The organism is Pseudomonas sp. 2995-1, from assembly GCF_002742505.1.
GTDB classification, from domain to species: Bacteria; Pseudomonadota; Gammaproteobacteria; order Pseudomonadales; family Pseudomonadaceae; genus Aquipseudomonas; species Aquipseudomonas sivasensis.
Genome location: NZ_LJSA01000319.1, coordinates 12,831 through 35,420, shown reverse-complemented (window position 1 = coordinate 35,420; position 22,590 = coordinate 12,831). Strand labels below are relative to the sequence as shown.

Sequence of the window (22,590 nt, the reverse complement as noted above, 5' to 3'; positions counted from 1 at the left end):
CTGGAACCAATACCGAATTCAGACCGATTGATACCCAAGGATCAGGATGCTCGACCTACGCAAGCTGCGTTACTTTCTGACGGTCGCTGAAGAATTGCACTTCGGCCGTGCAGCCATTCGCCTGCACCTTGCGCAACCACCGCTGACCCGGCAGATTTCAGCGTTGGAAGCGCAGTTGGGTTTCAAACTGTTTGATCGCACCAGCCGCACCGTGACGCTCACCGCGCAAGGCCGGTCGTTCCTGCCCTACGCACGCGGGGTGCTGGAACAGGTGGACTTGGCCCAAGCGATCGCAGACAAATTGGCTGCGGGTACCGCCGGACAACTGTCCGTCGGTTATGCCAGCTCAATCGCCCTGTCAGATCTGTTCAGCCAAGCGATCCAGTCTTTTGCCCGGCAATTTCCGGATGTGCAGCTGACGCTGGTTGAAAGTGCCTCCGGCAGCCTGTGTGCTCAGGTAGCGGATGGGCGGCTGGATATCGGGTTGAGCCGCATGGTGCCGCAACGTCCAGAAGTGCAGGCGCTATCCCTCGCAGAAGAGCGCTTACTGGCGGCGGTGTCCAAAGACAGCCCACTGGCGACTCTGGCCGAGGTCAGCCTGGCGCAGCTCAGTGCCTACCCGTTGATATTATTTCCGGCGGATTATGGCTCGGGGCTCAACCAGTCCATCGAACAGCTTTACCGATACCACGGCGTGCGCCTGCACCTTGGGCCGACTGGGCGGCAGATCACCTCGATCATTGCGCTGGTGGCGGCCGGCCAAGGTATGGCGTTGGTACCGGAATGCACACAAAGCTTGATGAACAAAGGCGTGACGTACAGGCCGTTGGTCGAGGGGGATGCTTACGCGCAGTTGTTAGTGTTGACCCCGGCTGAAACAAAAAGCGTGCTGGTGGAGGCCTTCCTCAGCGTGATCGCTGGGATCTCCCATAACCGGTAACACCTGCGAAAAACCTCGCCACACCTCACAGGATCGCTCGCCTGATGTCAGCAATGCCTGACAGCGGCAATAACAAGTGCCCCGACAATCCCGGTTGGTCGGCCAGAAATGCGGAACCACAGCCATGCTTGAACCTGGACAAGCCACACCAAAGCCCCTATTGCGCCAAATACTCGGCTGGGTGCTGGTATTACCCCTGCTGATCTCGTTTGTACGGTTGCCATTCCCTCTAGGACTGGTGCTGGCACTGGGCGTCATGGCCGGATCGGTCTACGGCTTACGGCTAGCCCATCGTCATGCAACCCGACGAGTCACCCTGTTCGCCTTGATCGTCACCCTGCTGAATGGCATCTCATTGATCGCAATGGGGGCAGCTTCACTGCTTAAAGCCGTGTTTTATCTTGTGTGGCTCTACGCGTATCCGCATTACGCCAACTGGGTGTACTGGAATTTCTAAGCACTGAAGAATTCGATCGCAAGAAACGTAGTTTCCAGTGCAGCGCAGGGAGCTACAGTCTCGATCACGTATCGACACGGCCTGACGAGGACCTCAACCATGCCCTACGAATACAAGCTCATGCCCTCCCCCGTCGGCCAACTCACCCTGGTGGCGCGCAATGGCAAGCTAAGCGCCATCCTCTGGGAGACAGAACGCGCCAACCGCGTGCGCCTGGGGGAGTTGCACGAGGCCAACCAGAATCCGGTGCTGCTGGAGACCGAGCGCCAGTTGCAGGAGTACTTCGCCGGCACGCGCAGCACCTTCGAGCTGGAACTGGATTTCAACGGCACCGCGTTCCAAAAGCAGGTCTGGCAGGCGTTGCTCACCATTCCTTTCGGCGAAACCCGCAGTTACAGCCAGATCGCCCGGCAGATCGGCAACCCCAAAGCCGTGCGCGCCGTCGGCGCTGCGAATGGGCGAAACCCGATTTCGATCGTTGCCCCGTGCCATCGGGTCATTGGTGCGGCGGGCAGCCTGACCGGATTTGCCGGTGGACTGGAAGCCAAACACTACTTGCTCACGCTGGAAGGCACCGGCCAGGCCCAATTGGCGTTCTAGGATTACGCGACAAAATCGTACACATGTGTTCAGGCGCGCAATTGTAAAAAGAAATTTCAGCGAGCCACTGCGGTCCATCATTTCATCGCCATCTCAATAAGGAACCCGGTCATGAAATTCTCCGCAGTCTCGCAATCCCTGTCTCGCTGGGCTGGCAGCCCGCGCACGTTCTACGCAGCGGTGGCGTTGATCTTGGCATGGAGCCTGAGCGGGCCGTACTTTCACTACAACGACACCTGGCAACTGATCATCAACACTTCGACCACGATCATCACCTTCCTGATGGTGTTCCTGATCCAAAACACACAAAACCGCGACAACGACATCCTGCATATCAAGATCGACGAGTTGCTGCGCGTGTCCAAGGATGCGCAGAACGCCGTACTCAGCCTGGACGGCCTGGACCGCAAAGAGCTGGAAAAACTGCGCCAGGAATACCGCAGCATTGGCAATACCGGCACCGTCAACCTGAACAGCAGTTGCGGCCACGCCGCCGACGACGCGGCGCCCGCCAAAACCGATCTGAACCAGGCATAAAAAAACGGCGGTTGGAGACGATCCAACCGCCGTTTTTCAATTCAGGTAACGGCTTCAACCGTCGCCTTGATGACCTTTACCGTAGGTGGACGCCAAGGCTCGGGCCTTCTGCAGGCGCTCCTCCAATTTGGGCAGTGTCTCATCCACCAACGCTTTTATTTCCGGCACATCCGACGCAGCGCCTTCCTTCTTGAACAGCGCGATGGCGTCTTCGTTTTCCTTCACCTGCTGCGCGGTGTAAGCGGCATCGAACGAGTCACCGTCCTTGAGTTCGGGCATCAGGGTTTCAGCTTTGTCGACGATTTTTTCGCGGGGCGCCACGGGCAGGTCGAGCTTCTTGGCGATAGCCGCCAAGTGCTGGTTGGCCAAGGTGCGCTCGTTGATCACCTCGATGGTGTAGTCCTTGATTTCCTGGGACGAGGTTTTCGCGTGTGCCATGCGGCTGGTCTCGATATCGGCCATGCCTTTGGCAGAAGCCTGCTCGATGAATTCAGCAGGCGACTGGGCGAAAGCATTGCTGGCGCCGAGGCCCAGCAGCATCGCGAAACTGGCGGTGCGTAACCGGATAGCCATGCGGCTCATGATGGGTTCCTCCAGGGCAAAAATAAGTACGGGGAACACACCCCGCCCTGAATTCGAATTTTCAGGGCGGTAAAGGTTTAGAAAAAACTCGCCGGTGCGACGAACGGTCGTCGGCGCATCAAGCCGATTTGCTGGCAAACAGGCCCGGTAACGCATGGGCCAGGGCATTGATGGCGAAGCCGATAAACATCACGCCACAGAGCCTAGTGATGAGTATTTCATGGCGCTGATACACCGTGCGTACGCGCTGGGCGCCGACCACGCCGATCAGGATTGCGTAGGCCAACACACCACCGACGAAGCTCAGGAAGATCAACGCCGGCAGCATCGACCAGGTCAGCAATTCGGCACGGCTGGACAGCAACGCCGTAAACGTCGCCACCGCGACTGGATACGCCTTGGGGTTGGTCAAGCCGAACACAATGCCGTGCCAGAACGGATGCCGCGCGGCGCCCTGAGGGGCATCACTGCTGCGACGCTGGGTGCGGATGGCCCGCCAGCCAAGCCAGAACAGATACAGGCCACTGAGCACGCCGAGCACATCGAACGCGCTGCTGCCGACTTCCCGCGCGCCCACAATCGCGACCAACGCCGTACTGCACCACAGCACATCGCCGAGCAAGTGCCCGCACAGAAACCCCGCCCCGGCACGACGGCCGCGGGCGGCGCCGATGCCAAACACTGCCAAGACTCCGGGGCCAGGCGTAATACCGTAGATAAAACCCGACGCGAGGACGGCGAGCAGCAGGGATAGGGTCATGGGCGTGACTCAAACAAAGCGTGGGAAGGTGGAGCGATTCTGCACGTTCCTACGCTAAGGGTAAAACCTCATTCCCGAATAGGGTTTGTCGCGGCAAGCCAACAGACGCGAAGCCAGGTCGCCGACATGGGCTTCGAGCTTATGACCGTCGGGATCAAGGAAATAGAACGAGGCGCCTTCGCTTCGGTTATCGCGCCACTCCTGCACCTCGGCGGCGCGCAGACGCGAGACCAGCGCAGCGAACTCACTCGTTCCGACGGTGAACGCATAGTGGGTGTAATCGGCACCTGGCTTCGACTCGCGTAGCGGATCAAGCGACAGGCATAGCCATAGACCCGGCAATGACAAATAGGCGCCGCTGTCCCAAGTGGCGTCGAGCTTGAGCTGCAACAGCTCATGGTAAAAAGTGACGCTACGACTCAAGTCGGTGATGGCCAGGGTCAAGTGATTGAAGCCTGAGAGCATGTCTTTTTCCTGTTATCTGCGGCCTTCGGACAAAATACCCTGCACCTGCCCAATCAACCACTGCAACCCAGAATCCCCTCCCCGTCGCGCATGCCACGCCAGCTCGAAGGCAAACGACGGAATATGAAATGGCGGCGCCACGGCGACCAGATGCTGGTGATCAATATTCAGCAAGCCTCGCGACGATACGGTCAGGATCAAGTCCGTGCCCTCAATCAACTGCGGCGCCACGCCCCAGTGCGGCAGGCTGATCGCCACATGCCGTCGCTGACGAATCGCCGTCAGCGCTCGTTCGATTTCCGGGGTGCCGCTGCCGCGCATTTCCAGCAGCACATGGGGGCGCGAGAGGTAGGTGGGCAGGTCGAGAGAGCCGTCCTGCGGCAGGCTGCTACGGTCCACCAGACAGGTGTAATGCTCGTCGAACAAGGGCGTAGTACGCAGTTCAGCAGGCATATCGGGGAACACGCCAGCGGCCAGGTCAAGGTCGCCATTGAGCACGCCTTCAACCATGCCTTCGCGGCTGGTCTGGATGATTTGCAGGTCGATGCCCGGTGCTTCACGGCGCAGTACACGAACCAACCTCGGTAAGAAAATCGCCGCGCTGTAGTCCGACATCGCCACACGAAAACGACGCTTTGCCGATGCCGGATCAAAGCGATTCGGCGCCAGTAGCGCCTGCACCTGCGCCAACGCTTCGGCCAGCGGTGCCGCCAATTCCAACGCACGGGCGGTGGGCACCAGCGTGCCGCCCTGACGCACCAGCAACGGATCACCCAGCACATCCCGCAACCGCGCCAGCGCATGGCTGACCGCCGGCTGGCTCAGGTGCACGCGCTCGGCGGCGCGGGTGACGTGTTGCTCACTGAGCAAGGCGTCGAGGATCACCAACAGGTTGAGGTCAATACGGCGCAGATCATTCATCAGCTGCATATCCAGCATAAGAATTTGGAATTTAAATTTGATCGACGAATGGCCTAGAGTCCAGCAAAACCTCTGGGAGATCCAACATGACAACGTTGCAGTGGGCAGGTTTATTGGCGCTAGCGGTAATCGCCGGGGCGGTGGTGCCGTTTCAGAGTGCAATCAATGCCAACCTTGGGCGCGGGCTCGGCCACCCGCTGTGGGCCACCCTGGCGTCACTGCTGGTGAGCATGATGGTGTTGCTGCCGGTGATCGTGGCGCTGCGTCTGCCGCTGCCCAGCCTCACGTTTATCGTCAAGGCGCCGCTTTGGATGTGGGCCGGTGGCGCGTTTGGTGTGTGCTTTATCGCGCTGGCGTTGATGCTGCTGCCCAAGCTGGGTGCGTCGGGGTTTATCGCCCTGGCGTTGGCGGGACAGATGCTTGCATCACTGCTGCTCGATCACTTTGGGTTGTTCGGTCTGGTGGAGCGTCAACTGACAACGCCACGGGTGCTTGGGGCATTGTTGTTGATGGGAGGTGTGGCGCTGATTCAGTTTGGCAACACGTCCGCACGTGCACTGGCAACAGCGAGCTGATCAGCGTTTGGCATCGTTTTCAGTGATGTCATCCGGTGCGCAAGGCAATTCACAGTTGCGCGCGGCCACAGCATCAGCAGCGCTCAGCCGCCAGGCGATTGATCTCGCCCTGCTCCACCACCGGTTGCGGCGCGCCATGGCGCACCGCTTGCAACATGGCTCGGCCGACAGTTTCCGTACTCACCACCCAGCCCGGCTTAACCCGACGCACCAACGAAAGCACTGGCCCGAGCACGGAGTAAAACGCTTGATACAGCGGCGTCTTAGAGCGCACACCGTGCAGCGGCTGAATGATCCCCGGCCGAAACAGGTACACCGCGTTGAACGGCAAGCGCAGCAACGCGTTCTCGGTCTTGCCTTTGACCCGCGCCCACATCGAATGGCCCGCCTCGGAGCTGTCGGTGCCAGCGCCGGACACGTAGATAAACGTCATCTGTGGATTGAGCCGCGCCAAGGTGCTGGCAGCTACGAGCGTCAGGTCATAGGTGAGATGGGTGTACGTGGTTTCATTCATGCCGGCCGACGACACACCGAGGCAGAAGAAGCAGGCATCAAAGCCTTGCAGCAGGTTTTCCAGGGGTTGGAAATCCAGCATGTCGCTGTGCAATACCTGATGCAGCTTGCCGTGTTCCTGGGTCAGGGGCGTGCGGCCAACGGCGACGATTTCCTGGACATCGGCAGCCAACAGGCATTCACGCAGAACGCCTTGGCCAACCATGCCGGTGGCTCCGAATAACAGAACTCTCATAAGGTGACCTCAGCGGCAAGCCGCAAGCTTCATGCTCAAGTTGAATGCATCCAACCTGTAGCTTAACGCTTGCGGCTTGAGGCTGCCCCACTCAAAACGCGCTGCGAAAGATCTCCTCGATCTGACGCTGATCCGCGCGCCGTGGGTTGGTCAGGCCGCACGCATCCTTCAACGCATTGGTCGCCAGCAGCGGAATATCCTGCAACTTGGCACCCAGCTCACGCAGGCCCGCCGGAATTTCAACGTCTTGGGCCAGGCTACGAATGGCGGCGATGGCAGCTTGGGCGCCCTCTTCATCGGTGATGCCCTTGATGTCTGCCCCCAGCGCTCGGCCTACATCGCTCAAGCGTTTGGCGCTTACGCTGGCGTTGAAGCTTTGCACATGGGGCAGCAGCACCGCGTTGCACACGCCGTGGGGCAGGTCGTAGAACCCGCCCAGCTGGTGAGCCATGGCGTGCACAAAACCCAGGGACGCGTTGTTGAACGCCATGCCGGCGAGGAACTGCGCGTAAGCCATGTTTTCCCGCGCGACCTTGTCACTGCCATCACGGACGGCCAGGCGCAGGTTGGCGCTGATCAGTTCGATGGCCTTGATCGCGCAGGCGTCGGTGATCGGCGTGGCGGCGGTGGAGACATAGGCTTCGATGGCGTGAGTCAGGGCGTCCATGCCGGTGGCGGCGGTGAGCCCCTTAGGCATGCCAACCATCAGCGATGGGTCGTTGACCGACAGCAGTGGCGTGACGTTGCGGTCAACGATGGCCATTTTCACGTGACGGGTTTCGTCGGTGATGATGCAGAAGCGGGTCATCTCGCTGGCCGTGCCGGCAGTGGTGTTGATGGCTACCAGCGGCAGTTGCGGCTTGGCCGATTGGTCCACGCCTTCGTAGTCGCCGATATGCCCGCCGTTGGTGGCGCACAGGGCGATGCCCTTGGCGCAGTCATGGGGCGAGCCGCCGCCCAGCGACACCACAAAATCACACGCACTTTGCTGCAACAGCGCCAGGCCTTTCTCGACGTTTTCCACATTGGGGTTGGGTTTGGCACCGTCATAGATCACCGAGTCGATGTCTTGCATCGCCAGTTTCTCGGCGATCATGCTGGCGACGCCCGCCTTGGCCAGACCGGCGTCGGTGACAATCAGCGCCTTGCGAAAACCGTAGTTGCGGATGGCGTTCATGGCTTCGTCGAGGCAGTCGGTGCCCATGATATTGACGGCTGGGATGAAGAAGGTGCTGCTCATGGCGAATCCTCGGATAACGTTTCTGCCTCTAGCATCGGCCTCAGTTGTCTGCGGCATCTTGATCAGGATCAACGTCAGCTCGTGATAAAGTCACCGCCCAGCCGATTTCGAGTAGCCCGCCGCAATGAAGGATTTCCAGGATATTGACGCCCACCTTGAAGACTGGAGTGCCCTGCGCAGCACCATCGACTTCACTGGGATTCTGATCGGCAACGGCGCGAGCCGTACGGTTTGGGAAGACTTTGCCTACGACTCGCTGTTCGAAAACGCCCGCACCGTCGAAGAAAAACCCCTCAGCCCATCCGAACTCAGTGTGTTCGACGCCCTGCAAACCCGCAGTTTCGAACAAGCACTGGGCGCGCTGAAAACCACCAGCCGGGTCAACAAGGCCCTGGCGGTCAGCTCGGCGGCGCCGCGTAATCGCTACTACGCGATCAAGGAAGCATTGATCAACACCATCCACGCCGTGCATATCCCGTGGCGCTTGGTGAAGCCATCGACACTGGCGACGATCAACGCGGAACTGGCCGGTTACTCCACCGTATTCACCAGCAACTATGACCTGCTCAACTATTGGGCGATCCTGCACACGCCGGGCATCGACGATCTGTTCCGCAGCGCCGACGCCAGCTTCGACCTGCGCAACACCCGCACCGACGCCACACGCATCCTGTACCTGCACGGCGGCTTGCACCTGGTGCGGAACCTCGACGGCACCGCACGCAAATTACCCACGACTGACAGCACCTTGCTCAGCAGCTTTGCCATAAACAACACGATCAAGACCCTGGACGATGTGCCGCTGTTTGTCAGCGAAGGCACCGTGCAGGAGAAGCTCAAGACCATCCGCAGTTCGGACTACCTGTCGTTCTGCTATGAGCAGTTGCTGACCTATGAAGGCGCGCTGTGCATCTTTGGGCACGGCCTTGGGCCTCAGGATCAGCACTTGGTGGATGCCATTCGCCACGCCAATTTGAGCACCCTGGCGATCTCGGTGTCGGGGCGCAGTGACGGGTTTATTCGCCAGCAGAAGCGGCGGTATTCGGAGTTATTTGACGGCAGCGGCGTGGAGCTGAAGTTTTTTGCGGCGCGCACGCATCCACTGGGTGATCCAGCACTCTCAGTACCTGTGGAACGCTGATCAAGCCCGCCTTATCAAACTTAAATAAGTTACTGACTTTAAAGGCTTAAATACCAACCCTTAAGTCTAGAGTCCTGCATGAGTCATTTCAGTCGAGCGCCTTGTTGTAGCGAGCGGGCTTGTCCCGCGTAGGGCTGCGCAGCAGCCTAAAAACCAGGCGCAGAGGAGCGGCGGATACACCGCATTCGTCTTCATCAGGGAGCGCTTCGCCCCAAAGCGGGATAAGCCCGACCCGTTGTCGTCCTATGCCTTTCGCAGGTTTCTATGGCGGGGCTATCGCGCCCCCGATGCAGACACCTCGGTGTGTCAGTGACCGCGACATGATGCAATCGCAGGCAAGCCCGCGCCCACACAAGATCAACTGTACGGATAAATCCGTATCCAGCTGTAGGCCCGCGTTCGACGGGGGTTGTGGCTATATGGGCTTCCCTTGAAGCCCTCTAGATTTCGGTTGCCCCCATGAGCTCGCGCGAAAACACCGGCATGGCCCTCGGCCTGCTGGGCGTCATCATCTTCAGCCTGACCCTGCCCTTCACCCGTATCGTGGTGCAGGAAATCCATCCGTTGCTCAATGGCCTGGGCCGAGCGTTGTTCGCGGCGGTACCGGCGGCGGCGCTGTTGCTGTGGCGCCGTGAGCGCTGGCCGACCTGGCGCCAAGTGCGGGGTTTGTGCCTGGTGATCGCCGGGGTCATTCTCGGTTTCCCGGTGCTGTCGGCGTGGGCCATGCAAACCTTGCCGGCGTCCCATGGTGCGCTGGTCAACGGTCTGCAACCGCTTTGCGTGGCGCTGTATGCAGCATGGCTGTCCCATGAACGGCCGTCGAAAGCCTTCTGGGCCTGCGCCGCATTGGGCAGTGCGTTGGTATTGAGTTATGCGTTGATCACCGGCGCCGGAAGCATCCAGGCGGGGGATCTCTTGATGCTCGGCGCGATTGCCGTGGGCGGTTTGGGTTATGCCGAGGGCGGCCGATTAGCCAAGGAGATGGGCGGCTGGCAGGTGATCTGTTGGGCGCTGGTGCTGTCCACGCCGGTGCTGATCGGGCCGGTGTGGTACTTGGCGGCGCAGCATCAAGGTGCGATTTCCATGCGTACCTGGTGGGCGTTTGGGTATGTGTCGCTGTTCTCGCAGTTCCTAGGGTTCTTTGCCTGGTACGCCGGGTTGGCCATGGGCGGCATTGCGCGGGTCAGCCAGATCCAGCTGTTGCAGATCTTCTTCACCATCGCGTTTTCGGCGTTGTTCTTTGGGGAACATATCGAGCCAATTACATGGGTGTTTGCGTGCGGGGTGATTGTGACGGTAATGCTGGGGCGCAAGACGGCGGTGCAACCTGCGCCGGTTCCCAAGCCAAGTGCAGTCTAAATGTGGAAGGGGGCAAGCCCCCCTCCCACATTTGAGCAGTGTTCAGGCCAGGTAGCCATCCGCGCGCAGCAGGGTTTCCAGGCAGTGTTCGGTGATGTGGTAGAACGCCTTGAGTTCCTGAATCTTCTCCAGCAACTGCGTATTGTCCACCGGCTCGTTACGCTTGACCGCAAGGATCATCTTGTTCTTGTTGGTGTGTTCCAACGAGATGAACTCGAACACTTTCGTCTCGTATCCACAGGCTTCGAGAAACAATGCCCGCAAACTGTCGGTAACCATTTCCGCCTGCTGGCCCAGGTGCAAACCGTATTGCAGCATCGGTTTGAGCAGCACCGGGCTCTGAATCTGCAAGCGGATCTGCTTATGGCAGCACGGCGAACACATGATGATCGACGCGCCGGAACGGATGCCGGTGTGGATCGCATAGTCGGTGGCGATATCGCAGGCATGCAGGGCGATCATCACGTCCAGCTCGCTCGGCGCCACGCTGCGTACGTCGCCGCATTTGAACACCAGACCCGGGTGTTCCAGGCGCGCAGCGGCGGTGTTGCACAGGGTCACCATGTCTTCGCGCAATTCAACGCCGGTAACTTCGCCTTCGGCCTTGAGGGTGTTGCGCAGGTAGTCGTGGATCGCAAACGTGAGGTAGCCCTTGCCCGAACCAAAGTCGGCGACACGCACCGGTTGATCCAGCTTCAGCGGTGACGAGGTCAGCGCATGGCTGAACACTTCGATGAACTTGTTGATCTGCTTCCACTTGCGCGACATCGACGGGATCAGCGCCTGCTTGGAATCGGTCACGCCCAGGTCGGCGAGGAACGGCCGGCTCAGATCGAGGAAGCGATTCTTCTCACGGTTATGCTCCGCCGAAGGTGCCTCGCGCAGTTGCTGTGGCTTGCTTTTGAACAGCGAGCTTTTGTTCTTCTTGCTGTATTCCAACTGGGCTTCGTCGGTCAGCGACAGCAAGTGCGCATTCTTGAACGACGCCGGCAGCAGCTCGGCAATCGCCGCCACGCCGTCGGCCAGCGGCAAGTTCTTGGTGATGTCACGGGTCTTGTAGCGGTAGACGAAGGACAGGCATGGCTGCTCCTTGACGGTCACCGCCTTGATGATCAGCCGCTGAAGCTCGGCTTCGTCACCAACGTACTTGGCCAGCACCAGCTTGATAAAGGCGTTCTGCGCAAGGCTTGTGCTCAACAGTTCGATGAACTGGGCGTGGTGATCCGGCGCAGGGAGGACAGGTTGAGCGGTGACGGACATGAACAAAAACGCCTCGGGCTGGGAATGCCGGGCATTTTAGGGGGGATAGTCCACCAGGGCACGGAGTTATTTGACCAGTGGTCACCGCAGACTCAAATGTGGGAGGGGGCTTGCCCCCGATAGCCGTGGATCAGTTGGAACATCGTTGACTGACACTCTGCAATCGGGGGACAAGCCCCCTCCCACATTTTCAGCCAGTGGTGGCGGGGCTATTCCAGTACGACCAGCCGGTTTGGCAGCTCATTCCGCGTCTGCGTTACCGGCACATGCACCTTCAGCAATTCACCGCATGCATCGATACACGCAATAAACCCAGCCAGCGTCTGCCCCTGTTTCACCTGCTGGGTAAACGCCCTGACGATCCCATCCCAATGACTGTCATCCAGGCGGCTGGAGATGCCATCGTCCACCAGGATTTCCACATAACGCTCCGCCTCGCTGACAAAAATCAGCACCCCGGTACTGCCCAGCGTGTGGTGCAGGTTCTGCTCCAGAAACTGCCGGCGCGCCAGGTTGGAAGCGCGCCAGTGCCGCACGGAACGCGGGATCAAGCGGGTCGTGACCTTGGGCAAGCGGAACACCAGGCACAACACGATGAACGTCGCCCATTGCGCCAGCAGCAAGGTGTACATGGTCAGGTAGCCGGACAGGTAATGCACCACACCCGGCACCACCAAGGCGATCAAGCTGGCCCACAACAAGGGGATGTAGGCGTAATCGTCGGCACGCGCGGCCAGCACGGTGACCAACTCGGCGTCGGTCTGTTGCTCGACCCGGGCAATCGCCTCAGCGACTTGGCGTTGCTCGTGTTCAGTCAGTAATGCCATGGTTGTACATGCTCTTTTCTAGTTATTGTCATCACCAGCCACCTGAAGCACCGCCGCCGCCGAAGCCGCCACCGCCGCCGCGAAAACCACCGCCGCCACCGCCTCCCCCGCCGCCGCCGCCGCGTCCACTGCTGCTGAGAATCGCCAGCAGGATCGCGCCCACCGGCAGGCCCATACGGTTGCACAGCCACAACACGCCAATCAGCAGGATAACCAGGCCGATGGAAAACCCGGGATTATCCTTGGCAAAATTGGCATCGGCCACATGGGCCGGTACCGCCAATGGCTCACCGCCCACCACCTGGATCATCGCGGCCACCCCGTCGCTGATGCCCTGGCTGAAATTGCCGGTTTTGAATTTGGGGGTGATCACCTGGTTGATGATCACCCAGGACTGCGCATCGGTCAGCACGCCTTCCAGGCCGTAACCGACTTCGATGCGCAATTTGCGCTCATCGCGGGCGACGATCAACAGCGCGCCGTTGTCCTTGCCCTTCTGGCCAATGCCCCAGTGGCGCCCCAGTTGATAACCGAAGTCTTCAATAGGCACGCCTTGCAGGTCGGGCACGGTGACCACCACGATCTGGTCGCCGGCGGTTTGCTCCAGCGCCTGCAACTGCTGGGACAACTGCGCGCGCACCGCCGGGTCGATCATCTGGGCGTTATCGACCACCCGTCCGGTCAACTCCGGGAAGATCAGCGCTGCCTGGGCCACGCCCACGCAGGCCAGCAGCCACAGCGCCAGCCCTATCCGTAATAAGCGCATCGGCTTACTTGAACTTCACTTGCGGTGCTTTATCGGCATCGGCACTGGTGGCTTCAAACGTTTGGCGGATCGGCAAGTCGCTGTACATCACGCTGTGCCACAGACGACCTGGGAAGGTGCGGATCTCGGTGTTGTAGGCCTGCACGGCCTGGATGAAATCACGACGGGCCACGGCGATACGGTTTTCGGTGCCTTCAAGCTGGGATTGCAGGGCCAGGAAGTTCTGGTTGGCCTTAAGGTCCGGGTAGCGCTCGGACACCACCATCAAGCGGCTAAGCGCGCCGCTCAAACCGTCCTGGGCTTGCTCGAACTGTTTGAGTTTCTCGGGATTGTCGAGGGTGCTGGCGTCGACCTGGATCGAGGTGGCCTTGGCCCGCGCTTCGATCACGGCGGTGAGGGTGTCTTGTTCATGGGCAGCGTAGCCTTTGACCACTTCCACCAGGTTAGGGATCAGGTCGGCGCGGCGTTGGTATTGGTTCTGCACCTGGCCCCAGGCGGCTTTGGCCTGTTCGTCCAGGGTGGGAATGGTGTTGATGCCGCAACCGCTCAGCACCGTGCTGATCAATAGCAAAGCTGCGGCTTTGAAGCCCCAGCGGTAACTTTGTGCTGCTTGCATGGTGTCTCTCCTGAGCAATCTTGATGGAATTTGACGACTGACCCTATAAACCGCGCGCTTGGGGCATAATCCGCTCCCACTACTGGATTGCATCGAATCATTCAGCTAAAAAGATGCCCAGCGCAAATAAGAGTTCAGAAGTGTGGTGCATTTTCTGCAATAACACTCGAACAACAACATATGTTCCCCACATTTTGGCAGAACAGCGCATGTTTGCTGTGCAGTGAGCCGAAAAAGGATATTCATGAAGAAGCTGTGTTTGCTCGGCCTTGTTGCCACGCTGGCCACCCACCCCGTCTGGGCAGAAACAAAGCCTGCTGCGCTTAAAGACAAGGACGCCTTCGTCAGCGACCTGCTCAAGCAGATGACCCTCGATGAGAAGATCGGCCAATTGCGCCTGATCAGCATCGGCCCCGAAATGCCCCGCGAGCTGATCCGCAAGGAAATCGCCGCCGGCCGCATCGGTGGCACGTTCAACTCCATCACCCGCCCGGAAAACCGTCCGATGCAGGACGCGGCCATGCGCAGCCGCTTGAAGATCCCGATGTTCTTCGCCTATGACGTGATCCACGGCCACCGCACCATCTTCCCGATCAGCCTGGCCCTGGCCTCCAGCTGGGACATGGACGCCATCGGCCGCTCCGGGCGCATCGCTGCACAGGAAGCCGCCGCTGACAGCCTCGACATCACCTTCGCGCCGATGGTCGACATCTCCCGCGACCCTCGCTGGGGCCGTACCTCCGAAGGTTTCGGCGAAGATACCTACCTGGTGTCGCGAATTGCCGAAGTCATGGTCCGGGCCTTCCAGGGCGCTAGCCCCGCAAATGCCGACAGCATCATGGCCAGCGTCAAGCACTTCGCCCTGTACGGCGCGGTGGAAGGCGGCCGCGACTACAACGTGGTCGATATGAGCCCGGTCAAGATGTACCAGGACTACCTCCCGCCGTACCACGCGGCGATCAAGGCCGGCTCCGGCGGCGTGATGGTGGCGCTCAACTCGATCAACGGCGTGCCTGCCACTGCCAACACCTGGCTGATGAACGACCTGCTGCGCAAGGACTGGGGCTTCAAAGGCTTGGCCGTCAGCGACCATGGCGCGATCTTCGAACTGATCAAGCACGGCGTGGCCAAGGACGGGCGTGAAGCCGCGAAGCTCGCGATCAAGGCCGGCATCGACATGAGCATGAACGACTCGCTGTACGGCAAGGAATTGCCTGGGCTGCTCAAGTCCGGTGAGATCGAACAGAGCGACATCGACAACGCCGTGCGCGAAGTGCTCGGCGCCAAGTACGACATGGGCCTGTTCAAGGACCCGTACCTGCGCATCGGCAAGGCCGAGGATGACCCGGCAGACACCTATGCCGACAGCCGCCTGCACCGCGCCGAGGCCCGCGATATCGCGCGCCGCAGCCTGGTATTGCTGAAAAACCAGAACAACACCCTGCCACTGAAAAAATCCGCGACCATCGCGCTCGTGGGCCCACTGGCCAAGGCGCCGATCGACATGATGGGCAGCTGGGCCGCTGCCGGTAAGCCGGAACAATCGGTGACCCTGCTCGACGGTTTGAATGCGGTCATCGGCGAGAAAGGCAAGATCATCTACGCCCGTGGCGCCAACATCACCAACGACAAGGCCGTGGTGGACTACCTCAACTTCCTCAACTTCGATGCCCCGGAAGTGGTGGATGACAAGCGCGCACCGCAGGTGCTGATCGATGAGGCCGTCAAAGCGGCCAAGGATGCCGACGTGATCGTCGCGGCCGTGGGTGAGTCCCGTGGCATGTCCCACGAATCGTCGAGCCGCACCGACCTGAACATCCCGCAAAGCCAGCGCGACCTGATCAAGGCGCTCAAGGCCACCGGCAAGCCGCTGGTGCTGGTGCTGATGAACGGCCGCCCGCTGTCGATCCTGGAAGAGAACCAACAGGCCGACGCGATCCTGGAAACCTGGTTCGCCGGCACCGAAGGCGGCAACGCCATCGCCGACGTGCTGTTCGGTGACTACAACCCGTCGGGCAAGCTGCCGATTACGTTCCCACGCTCCGTGGGCCAGATTCCGACCTACTACAACCACCTAACCATCGGCCGGCCGTTTACCCCAGGCAAACCGGGCAACTACACCTCGCAGTACTTCGATGACACCACCGGGCCGCTGTTCCCGTTTGGTTATGGCCTGAGCTACACCACGTTCAGCCTGTCGGATATGGCGCTGTCGTCCACCACCCTGAACAAGACCGGCAAGCTCGACGCCAGCGTCACGGTGCAGAACACCGGCAAGGTCGACGGCGAAACCGTGGTGCAGATGTATATCCAGGACGTCGCGGGTTCAATGATCCGTCCGATCAAAGAACTGAAGAACTTCCAGAAAATCATGCTCAAGGCTGGTGAAGAGCGCACCTTGCACTTCACCATCACCGAGGAAGACTTGAAGTTCTACAACACCCAGCTCAAGTACGCGGCGGAACCCGGCGAGTTCAATGTACAGATCGGCCTGGACTCCCGGGATGTGCAGCAGCAGACGTTCGAACTGCTCTAACGCCTGACGCGCTCAAACAATATGGGAGGGGGCTTGCCCCCGATTGCGGTGTACCAGCCAGCAGATCTGTAGCTGAGTCATCGCTATCGGGGGCAAGCCCCCTCCCACATTTGATCTCAGTGTTCTTGCTAGCCGCGTCGGTCCAGCACGTTCACCACCAACCGATCAATCCACCCCCACACCCGCTGTTTCACCCGCCGCCACAACGGTCGCGCCTTCCACGCCTCCAGGCTCACCGCCTGACTCTGGGCAAAATCCCGTTCGAAACTGCCTTCGACCGCCAGCGTCAATTCCGGGTCCAACGCTTCAAGGTTGGCTTCCAGATTGAAGCGCAGATTCCAGTGGTCGAAGTTGCACGAGCCGATGCTGACCCAATCGTCCACCAGCACCATTTTCAGGTGCAAAAAGCACGGCTGGTATTCAAAAATCTGCACGCCCGAGCGTAATAAGCGTGGGTAATAGCGATGCCCGGCGTAACGCACCGACGGGTGATCGGTACGCGGGCCGGTGAGCAGCAAACGCACATCTACCCCACGCCCTGCCGCCCGGCGCAAGGCACGGCGCACGCCTCATGTGGGCAAGAAATACGGCGTGGCCAGCCAGATTCGTGTCTTGCTGCTGTTGAGCGCGCGGATCAGCGATTGCAGGATGTCGCGGTGCTGACGGGCGTCCGCATACGCGACACGGCCCAGTCCCGGGCCGGTCGCTGGTACTTTGGGCAGGCGCGGCAAGCCGAAATGGGTGGCCGGTTTCCACTCCCGGCGCGCCACGTTGGCGTGCCATTGGCGATCGAACAGCGCCTGCCAATCCAGCACCAGCGGGCCGCTGATCTGCACCATCACTTCGTGCCATTCGGCGGTGTCTTCGCCCGGCGTCCAGAATTCATCGGTGACGCCTGTGCCGCCGACCACGGCGATATTCTGGTCGATAAGCAGCAGCTTGCGGTGGTCGCGGTACAGGTTGCGCATCCAACGGCGCCAGCTCAGGCGATTGTAGAAACGCAGCACCACACCGGCATCGGTCAAACGCTTACGCAGTCCCAGGGTGAACGCGAGACTGCCGTAGTCGTCGAACAGGCAACGCACCAGCACGCCACGTTCGGCGGCGAGCACCAGCGCCTGCACCAGCGCTTCGGCGCACGCGCCCGCCTCCACCAAGTACAACTCAAGATCCACCTGGCGCTCAGCGCGGGCAATGCCCACGAGCATTTGTGGAAAGAAATTCGGTCCGTCGATCAACAACTCGAAACGGTTGGCGCTGCGCCACGGGAACACCGCGCCGCTCACGTCAGCGCGCCGTAAAAATCAGCACCGCACCCACCGGCACCGACAAGCTGATCGACTTGAGCCCCGCCGCTTCACGCAATGCCGCCACACCCGGTGCCAGGTCGAAGTCCTCGGCGTGCAACACCACAGGTTCCAGGGTCACCACCTGGAAACGCCGGTCATCCAGGCGCGTGGCCAGGAGTTCTGCGCTGTAGGTCTGGGTTTTTCCGTGCAAGGTGACGTTCAGCGGCAAGCGCAATTCCAGTTGCGCGCCGGGGGCCAGGTCATTGATCGGTTGCAGGTTGATCTGTGCACTGATCAACGCATCAGGAAAAGTCTTGATCTCGAAAAGCTGATTGCGCATGCGCTCGTCACGCAGCGGGATGCTGCTGTTGACTGACTCCAGCTCCACTTCCAATTGCGCCGCGCCCTTGCTGTCGACCTTACCGTGCAGCACCAGGAAGCGATGGACTTCAGCGATCTCGGTGTTTTTGGTGGTAACGAACGACAGGCGCGAGGACTCGTTGTCCAGGTACCAATCGGCGTGGGCGGGTACGGCGGCAGCGACCAGCAGGGCAAAGGCCAGGGGTTTGATAACAGACGCGTTGAACATTAAGGACTCGTGGGGAAAAAACCTGCACGAACCTTAAGCGCAATGTCACAAGCGGCGCAAATCCAATGTGGAGGCGGGGCGGGTCAAGGACTCAGGCGACAGCCCTGGCGGTCGCCGAACCAGCGTGCACGGTGCGTACGCCCCAACCCGCTCGCCGTCACTTCACTGCGCTCCGGGTTATCACTGAACGCACTGGTGGGCACGTACTGCTTCACATATCCCCGGCAATAGTCGGCTGGATTGTTCGCCACATACCGGCACGAGCAATACTCCTTGGCGGTATACGCCGCAATGATGTCGGGGAAGGCTTGCAAGTTAACGCGCTCGTGCCAGATCCAACCCAGCAGGGCCAGGACCAACAGTAAAAAGACACTGGTAAACGGCCGACGACGGATCATGGTTGCACCGCCGCGAGCACGCGTTTGAGCAGTTCGTTGTGGCGGTAGCTGCCGTCGCGATCGTCGCCGTAACGCACGATCACCAGGTGTTCGGTGGGCATCACGTACAGCGCCTGGCCCCAATGGCCGAGGGCGGCAAAGGTGTCGGCGGGGGCGTCGGGCCAGGGTCGCGGGGTGCCCTGGTTCAGCCACCAATGACCGCCAGGGACGGCTTCGTCCTGACCGGCCTTGTAGTTGTCGAAGGGCTGGCGGTTGAAAGCCACCCAGTCTTCAGGCAGCAATTGTTGCTCGCCCCAGCGACCGTCCCGCGCCATCAGCAAACCGACGCGGGCCAAATCGCGCGCGGTCAGGTAGGCATAGGACGAGGCGACGAAGGTTTCATCGGCATCGGTTTCCCACGTGGCGTTGCGAATGCCTAGCGGCTTGAACAGCGCATCCCACGGGTAACTCATATAAGCCTTGTGACCCAGCATGCCTTTGAGCGCGGCGGACAAAATATTGCTGTCGCCGCTGGAATAGCGGAAGACCTGGCCCGGTGCACTGAAGGATTCGGTATTGGCGGCGAACTCAGCCATATCGGCACGGCCACGGGTATAGAGCATCGCCACCACCGAGGATTTCAGCGGGGCGTATTCGTAGTCTTCCTGCCAGTCCAGGCCCGAGGCCCAGTGCAGCAGGTCGGCCATGGTCACCGTGGGATGCTGCTTCATCGGCGGGTAGAAGCGCGCCACCGGGTCAGTCAGTTTGAAGCGATTATCGCCATAGGCGACGCCCAGAACGGTGGCCATCAGGCTCTTGCTGATAGACCAGGTCAGATGCGGCGTGTCGGCGGTGGTGGGCGCAGCGTAGCGTTCATAGATGATCTGGCCGTCGCGGATTACCAGCAGCGCATCGGTGCGAACGCCTTGGCGAGTGGCATCGTCACGCGGCGGGAACGCGTAGGCATCCAGTGCTTGGATGGCGGGCCCGGCGAGCGGCGTGCCCTTGGCCCAGTCCTTGTCGGGCCAGGTGTCGGCGCGGGCGGTAACGGTGGCAAACAGCAGGGCAACGCACAGCAGGCCTCTGACCATGGACACAGACTCAAGGGGGCATTCAAGCCCGCGAGCCTAGCCGAGGGTGATGACAGATTTGCGACAAAGGGGCTGTCATCCAAGCGTCACCATAACTTCATGGAGATGACACCGAGCCTACATAGCCTGAGTTTGGACAAACAAGTCGACCGGCCGGAACGTGGCTGGCACTCGGAGATTCGCCATGACTCAGATCGCCCGCATCAGCGACACCGGCAATGAACGCCGTCTGCAAGCCGAACGCCTGGTTGGCGCACAAGCGTTGCAGGAAGCCCAGGCCCTGCGGTTCAACGTATTCAGCGGCGAGTTCAACGCCAAGCTGAAAGGCGCGGAACTGGGTCTGGACATGGATGACTATGATGTTCACTGCAGCCACATCGGCGTGCGGGACTTGAACAGCGGACGACTCGTCGCCACCACCCGTTTGCTCGACCACCAGGCTGCCAGCACCTTGGGCCGGTTCTACAGCGAAGAAGAATTCAGCCTGCACGGCTTGCTGCACCTGCAAGGCCCAATCCTGGAAATCGGCCGCACCTGCGTCGACCCGGCCTACCGTAACGGAGGCACCATCGCTGTGCTGTGGGGCGAGTTAGCTGAAGTCCTCAACCAAGGCGGCTATAGCTATTTGATGGGCTGCGCGAGCATCCCGATGCACGACGGCGGCATCCAGGCCCACGCAATCATGCAGCGCCTGCGCGAACGCTACCTGTGCAACGAACACCTGCGCGCCGAACCGAAAAAACCGCTGCCGGCGCTGGACCTGCCGACCAACGTAATCGCGGAGATGCCTCCGCTGCTCAAGGCCTACATGCGCCTGGGTGCAAAGATCTGCGGCGAGCCGTGCTGGGATGAAGATTTCCAGGTGGCCGACGTGTTCATCCTGCTCAAGCGCGATGAGTTGTGCCCGCGTTATGCGCGCCACTTCAAGGCGGCCATGTGATGAGCCGCCTGCGCGTGTACGGGCGCATTGCCCGCGTGCTGGTGGTCGTGGCGCTGGGTTTAAGCATGGCCAGTGTGTTTGGTGTGTTCGAGCGCTTGGGCATCGCCAACTCCATGGTGCGGCGCCAGAGTTGGTCGCGATTCTTTATGGCGCGGCTGACCAACGCCCTGCCCTTTCGCGTGACCGTGCACGGTGAGTTGCCGACGCAGCCGATGCTGTGGGTGAGCAATCACGTGTCCTGGACCGATATTCCGTTGCTGGGCGCGGTGGCGCCGATGTCGTTCCTGTCCAAGGCGGAAGTGCGCACTTGGCCGGTGGCGGGATGGTTGGCAGCCAAGGCCGGTAGCCTGTTTATCCGTCGTGGTTCGGGCGACAGCCAGTTGATCCGCAAGCAGATGACCCGTCACCTGGAACAACGGCATCCATTGCTGATGTTCCCCGAAGGCACCACCACCGACGGGCGCAGCCTGCGTACCTTCCACGGACGCTTGCTGGCCAGTGCGATTGATGCGGACGTGGCGCTGCAACCGGTGGCGATTCGTTATCTGCGCGATGGGCAAGTGGACCCATTGGCACCGTTTATTGGCGATGATGATTTGCTGTCGCACCTGATGCGCTTGTTCGGCAACGATCAGGGCGATGTGGAAATCCATGTGCTCAAGCCGATTGCCTGCGCCGGGCAGGAACGCGCGGCGCTGGCGCATCAGGCGCAGCAGGCGGTGCAGAGGGCGTTGTTTGGGCCGGTGCCGGAGGCTGAACAAGTAGCGACGCGACCAGCCTTTGCCGCGTGATATGAGCCAGACACTGCTCCAAATGTGGGAGGGGGCTTGCTCCCGATAGCAGTGGATCAGCCAGCATCAGTGGTGGCTGGCACACCGTAATCGGGAGCAAGCCCCCTCCCACATTTAGCTTTGTGTTGTCAGATGGTTATGCGCGAAGGCTTGCAGTTCGGGGTAGAAGATCCGGAAGTCTTCACTCAACGGCTCATACAACTCACGCAATTCCTGCATCGCAAACCCTAATTCCTGGGGCTGCGTCAGCCGTCGCGAAATCCCCCGCAACACCTGCTCCATCACCGCAAACTCGCGGTACGACCCCAACCAATCATCCGCGGCCATATACGGCGCAATCTGCGCCAAGCGTCCCGGTAACTGCGGTTCGGCCGCCAATACGCGGTACACCTGCGAGGTGAAGTGCTCCAAGGGTTGGTCGGCATACAGCGCCCAGTCCCGCGCCAGGCAGTGATCGAAAAACACGTCGAGGACGATTCCCGCATAACGCCTGCGGGTGAGGCTGAAACGCGACAACGCCTCTCCCACCCGCGGGTGACTGTCGGTGAAGCGGTCGATGGAGCGATGCAGCTGGATCGCCGTTTCGATGGGCGGGCTGAACTGGCCCTGCAGGCGACCTTTGACGAAATCGCCATAGAGGCTGCCCAGCAGTTGTGCAGGAAGTTGGCCGCCCAGATGCAGATGTGCGAGATAATTCATGGCGCGCAGTCTAGCACTGCCGTCAACGTATCGTTATAACCCGATATACCGATTTGGGCTGAGTTAAGACCAAAATCATATTGGTATATCGGGATATAACGATTTAAGGTTCGCCTCATCGCGATATAACGCTTTACGACACTGAGCACCTGCCATGTCCATCGACCTCGACGAAATAATAAAAGCCCTGGCGCACCCAGTACGACGAGACATCCTCACCTGGCTCAAAGACCCGAAAGTGCAATTCCCCGAGCAACTGCACAACCACGAATACGGCATCTGTGCCGGTCAGATCGACCAACGCTGCGGCTTGTCCCAGTCGACCGTGTCGGCCCACCTGGCCACCTTGCAACGGGCGGGTTTGATCAGCAGCCAGAAGGCCGGGCAGTGGCACTTCTTCAAACGCAACGAGGAAACCATCCAGGCCTTCCTTGCGGCGCTCACCACAGAACTCAGCGCTGACGACAACGCAGCGCTGTAACAA

25 protein-coding genes and 1 pseudogene are annotated in these 22,590 nt (G+C 60.4%); 11 read left to right on the top strand and 15 right to left on the bottom strand.

All coding sequences use genetic code 11. The features are described 5' to 3' along the window. Positions 1-46 precede the first annotated feature (46 nt). From AOA61_RS06310 to AOA61_RS06295, 4 genes are all read left to right on the top strand, one after another. Complete coding sequence (locus AOA61_RS06310) at positions 47-940, top strand: LysR family transcriptional regulator (protein WP_099601359.1); 894 nt, start codon at positions 47-49, stop codon at positions 938-940. 124 nt (positions 941-1,064) lie between these two features. Beyond that, positions 1,065-1,397 carry a hypothetical protein gene (locus AOA61_RS06305; RefSeq protein WP_099601358.1) on the top strand — a complete coding sequence of 111 codons (333 nt, stop codon included), beginning with the start codon at positions 1,065-1,067 and terminating at the stop codon, positions 1,395-1,397. A gap of 99 nt (positions 1,398-1,496) precedes the next feature. Beyond that, the gene (locus AOA61_RS06300) at positions 1,497-1,997 is read left to right on the top strand and encodes a methylated-DNA--[protein]-cysteine S-methyltransferase (RefSeq protein WP_032888503.1); all 501 of its coding nucleotides are present in this window, start codon (positions 1,497-1,499) and stop codon (positions 1,995-1,997) included. 111 nt (positions 1,998-2,108) lie between these two features. Next, positions 2,109-2,534 (top strand): low affinity iron permease family protein, encoded by a 426-nt coding sequence (locus AOA61_RS06295; RefSeq protein WP_032888502.1) that lies wholly within the window; start codon positions 2,109-2,111, stop codon positions 2,532-2,534. Positions 2,535-2,588: 54 nt separating this feature from the next. Here the strand turns inward: AOA61_RS06295 and AOA61_RS06290 are convergent, their stop codons facing one another. The 4 genes from AOA61_RS06290 to AOA61_RS06275 all read right to left on the bottom strand — a co-directional run bounded on the left by AOA61_RS06290 (position 2,589) and on the right by AOA61_RS06275 (position 5,280). Further along, on the bottom strand, positions 2,589-3,116 hold the full coding sequence (locus AOA61_RS06290) for a DUF4142 domain-containing protein (protein WP_005785958.1): 528 nt from the start codon (positions 3,114-3,116) through the stop codon (positions 2,589-2,591). A gap of 118 nt (positions 3,117-3,234) precedes the next feature. Next, on the bottom strand, positions 3,235-3,876 hold the full coding sequence (locus tag AOA61_RS06285) for a LysE family translocator (protein WP_032888500.1): 642 nt from the start codon (positions 3,874-3,876) through the stop codon (positions 3,235-3,237). Between the two features lie 54 nt (positions 3,877-3,930). After that, a complete protein-coding gene (gene fos / locus AOA61_RS06280; protein ID WP_099601357.1) occupies positions 3,931-4,341 on the bottom strand; it encodes a fosfomycin resistance glutathione transferase in 411 nt (136 codons plus the stop codon). A gap of 12 nt (positions 4,342-4,353) precedes the next feature. Next, entirely contained in the window at positions 4,354-5,280 is a 927-nt protein-coding gene (locus AOA61_RS06275; RefSeq protein ID WP_099601356.1) for a LysR family transcriptional regulator, read from the bottom strand. Between the two features lie 68 nt (positions 5,281-5,348). On the opposite strand from AOA61_RS06275, the gene AOA61_RS06270 reads away from it, so the two are divergent. Beyond that, positions 5,349-5,837: a DMT family transporter gene (locus tag AOA61_RS06270; protein ID WP_095184055.1), complete on the top strand. Its 489-nt coding sequence runs from the start codon at positions 5,349-5,351 to the stop codon at positions 5,835-5,837. A gap of 73 nt (positions 5,838-5,910) precedes the next feature. On the opposite strand, the gene AOA61_RS06265 is transcribed toward AOA61_RS06270, so the two are convergent. Together AOA61_RS06265 and yiaY are read right to left on the bottom strand one after the other, a co-directional pair. Further along, positions 5,911-6,585, bottom strand: coding sequence for an NAD(P)H-binding protein (locus AOA61_RS06265; protein WP_099601355.1), 675 nt, complete (start codon positions 6,583-6,585; stop codon positions 5,911-5,913). Positions 6,586-6,676: 91 nt separating this feature from the next. Continuing rightward, positions 6,677-7,825: an L-threonine dehydrogenase gene (gene yiaY, locus AOA61_RS06260; protein ID WP_095184053.1), complete on the bottom strand. Its 1,149-nt coding sequence runs from the start codon at positions 7,823-7,825 to the stop codon at positions 6,677-6,679. 124 nt (positions 7,826-7,949) lie between these two features. Between yiaY and AOA61_RS06255 the strand changes: the two genes are divergently transcribed. Continuing rightward, positions 7,950-8,966 carry a DUF4917 family protein gene (locus AOA61_RS06255; protein ID WP_099601354.1) on the top strand — a complete coding sequence of 339 codons (1,017 nt, stop codon included), beginning with the start codon at positions 7,950-7,952 and terminating at the stop codon, positions 8,964-8,966. A gap of 459 nt (positions 8,967-9,425) precedes the next feature. Continuing rightward, the gene (locus tag AOA61_RS06250) at positions 9,426-10,325 is read left to right on the top strand and encodes a DMT family transporter (protein WP_032888485.1); all 900 of its coding nucleotides are present in this window, start codon (positions 9,426-9,428) and stop codon (positions 10,323-10,325) included. Positions 10,326-10,367: 42 nt separating this feature from the next. Here AOA61_RS06250 and AOA61_RS06245 read toward each other — a convergent pair whose 3' ends face one another. From AOA61_RS06245 to AOA61_RS06230, 4 genes are all read right to left on the bottom strand, one after another. Next, positions 10,368-11,585, bottom strand: coding sequence for an SAM-dependent methyltransferase (locus AOA61_RS06245; protein WP_099601353.1), 1,218 nt, complete (start codon positions 11,583-11,585; stop codon positions 10,368-10,370). Between the two features lie 209 nt (positions 11,586-11,794). Beyond that, a complete protein-coding gene (locus AOA61_RS06240) occupies positions 11,795-12,412 on the bottom strand; it encodes a TPM domain-containing protein (protein WP_032888481.1) in 618 nt (205 codons plus the stop codon). Between the two features lie 31 nt (positions 12,413-12,443). Then, positions 12,444-13,178, bottom strand: coding sequence for a YgcG family protein (locus tag AOA61_RS06235; RefSeq protein WP_099601352.1), 735 nt, complete (start codon positions 13,176-13,178; stop codon positions 12,444-12,446). 4 nt (positions 13,179-13,182) lie between these two features. Beyond that, positions 13,183-13,794: a LemA family protein gene (locus AOA61_RS06230; RefSeq protein WP_099601351.1), complete on the bottom strand. Its 612-nt coding sequence runs from the start codon at positions 13,792-13,794 to the stop codon at positions 13,183-13,185. Between the two features lie 244 nt (positions 13,795-14,038). Here AOA61_RS06230 and bglX point away from each other — a divergent pair, with 244 nt between their 5' ends. Beyond that, positions 14,039-16,330 carry a beta-glucosidase BglX gene (gene bglX, locus AOA61_RS06225; RefSeq protein ID WP_095184048.1) on the top strand — a complete coding sequence of 764 codons (2,292 nt, stop codon included), beginning with the start codon at positions 14,039-14,041 and terminating at the stop codon, positions 16,328-16,330. A gap of 128 nt (positions 16,331-16,458) precedes the next feature. Here bglX and AOA61_RS06220 read toward each other — a convergent pair. The 4 genes and pseudogenes from AOA61_RS06220 to AOA61_RS06205 all read right to left on the bottom strand — a co-directional run bounded on the left by AOA61_RS06220 (position 16,459) and on the right by AOA61_RS06205 (position 19,676). After that, positions 16,459-17,616 (bottom strand): annotated as a pseudogene (locus AOA61_RS06220) (phosphatidylserine/phosphatidylglycerophosphate/cardiolipin synthase family protein). Position 17,617: 1 nt separating this feature from the next. After that, positions 17,618-18,208: a YceI family protein gene (locus tag AOA61_RS06215; protein WP_032888323.1), complete on the bottom strand. Its 591-nt coding sequence runs from the start codon at positions 18,206-18,208 to the stop codon at positions 17,618-17,620. Between the two features lie 83 nt (positions 18,209-18,291). After that, positions 18,292-18,606: an amidase gene (locus AOA61_RS06210; protein WP_099601350.1), complete on the bottom strand. Its 315-nt coding sequence runs from the start codon at positions 18,604-18,606 to the stop codon at positions 18,292-18,294. Next, the gene (locus tag AOA61_RS06205; protein WP_099601349.1) at positions 18,603-19,676 is read right to left on the bottom strand and encodes a serine hydrolase; all 1,074 of its coding nucleotides are present in this window, start codon (positions 19,674-19,676) and stop codon (positions 18,603-18,605) included. The genes AOA61_RS06210 and AOA61_RS06205 overlap by 4 nt, the downstream gene beginning before the upstream one ends. 184 nt (positions 19,677-19,860) lie before the next feature. Between AOA61_RS06205 and olsB the strand changes: the two genes are divergently transcribed. Both olsB and AOA61_RS06195 read left to right on the top strand, forming a co-directional pair. Next, a complete protein-coding gene (gene olsB / locus AOA61_RS06200) occupies positions 19,861-20,616 on the top strand; it encodes an L-ornithine N(alpha)-acyltransferase (protein ID WP_032888332.1) in 756 nt (251 codons plus the stop codon). Then, positions 20,616-21,407 carry a lysophospholipid acyltransferase family protein gene (locus AOA61_RS06195; protein ID WP_099601348.1) on the top strand — a complete coding sequence of 264 codons (792 nt, stop codon included), beginning with the start codon at positions 20,616-20,618 and terminating at the stop codon, positions 21,405-21,407. The genes olsB and AOA61_RS06195 overlap by 1 nt, the downstream gene beginning before the upstream one ends. Positions 21,408-21,521: 114 nt before the next feature. On the opposite strand, the gene AOA61_RS06190 is transcribed toward AOA61_RS06195, so the two are convergent. Continuing rightward, positions 21,522-22,106 carry an ACP phosphodiesterase gene (locus AOA61_RS06190; RefSeq protein ID WP_032888337.1) on the bottom strand — a complete coding sequence of 195 codons (585 nt, stop codon included), beginning with the start codon at positions 22,104-22,106 and terminating at the stop codon, positions 21,522-21,524. 154 nt (positions 22,107-22,260) lie between these two features. On the opposite strand from AOA61_RS06190, the gene AOA61_RS06185 reads away from it, so the two are divergent. Next, complete coding sequence (locus AOA61_RS06185) at positions 22,261-22,587, top strand: helix-turn-helix transcriptional regulator (RefSeq protein ID WP_012722694.1); 327 nt, start codon at positions 22,261-22,263, stop codon at positions 22,585-22,587. Positions 22,588-22,590 lie beyond the last annotated feature (3 nt).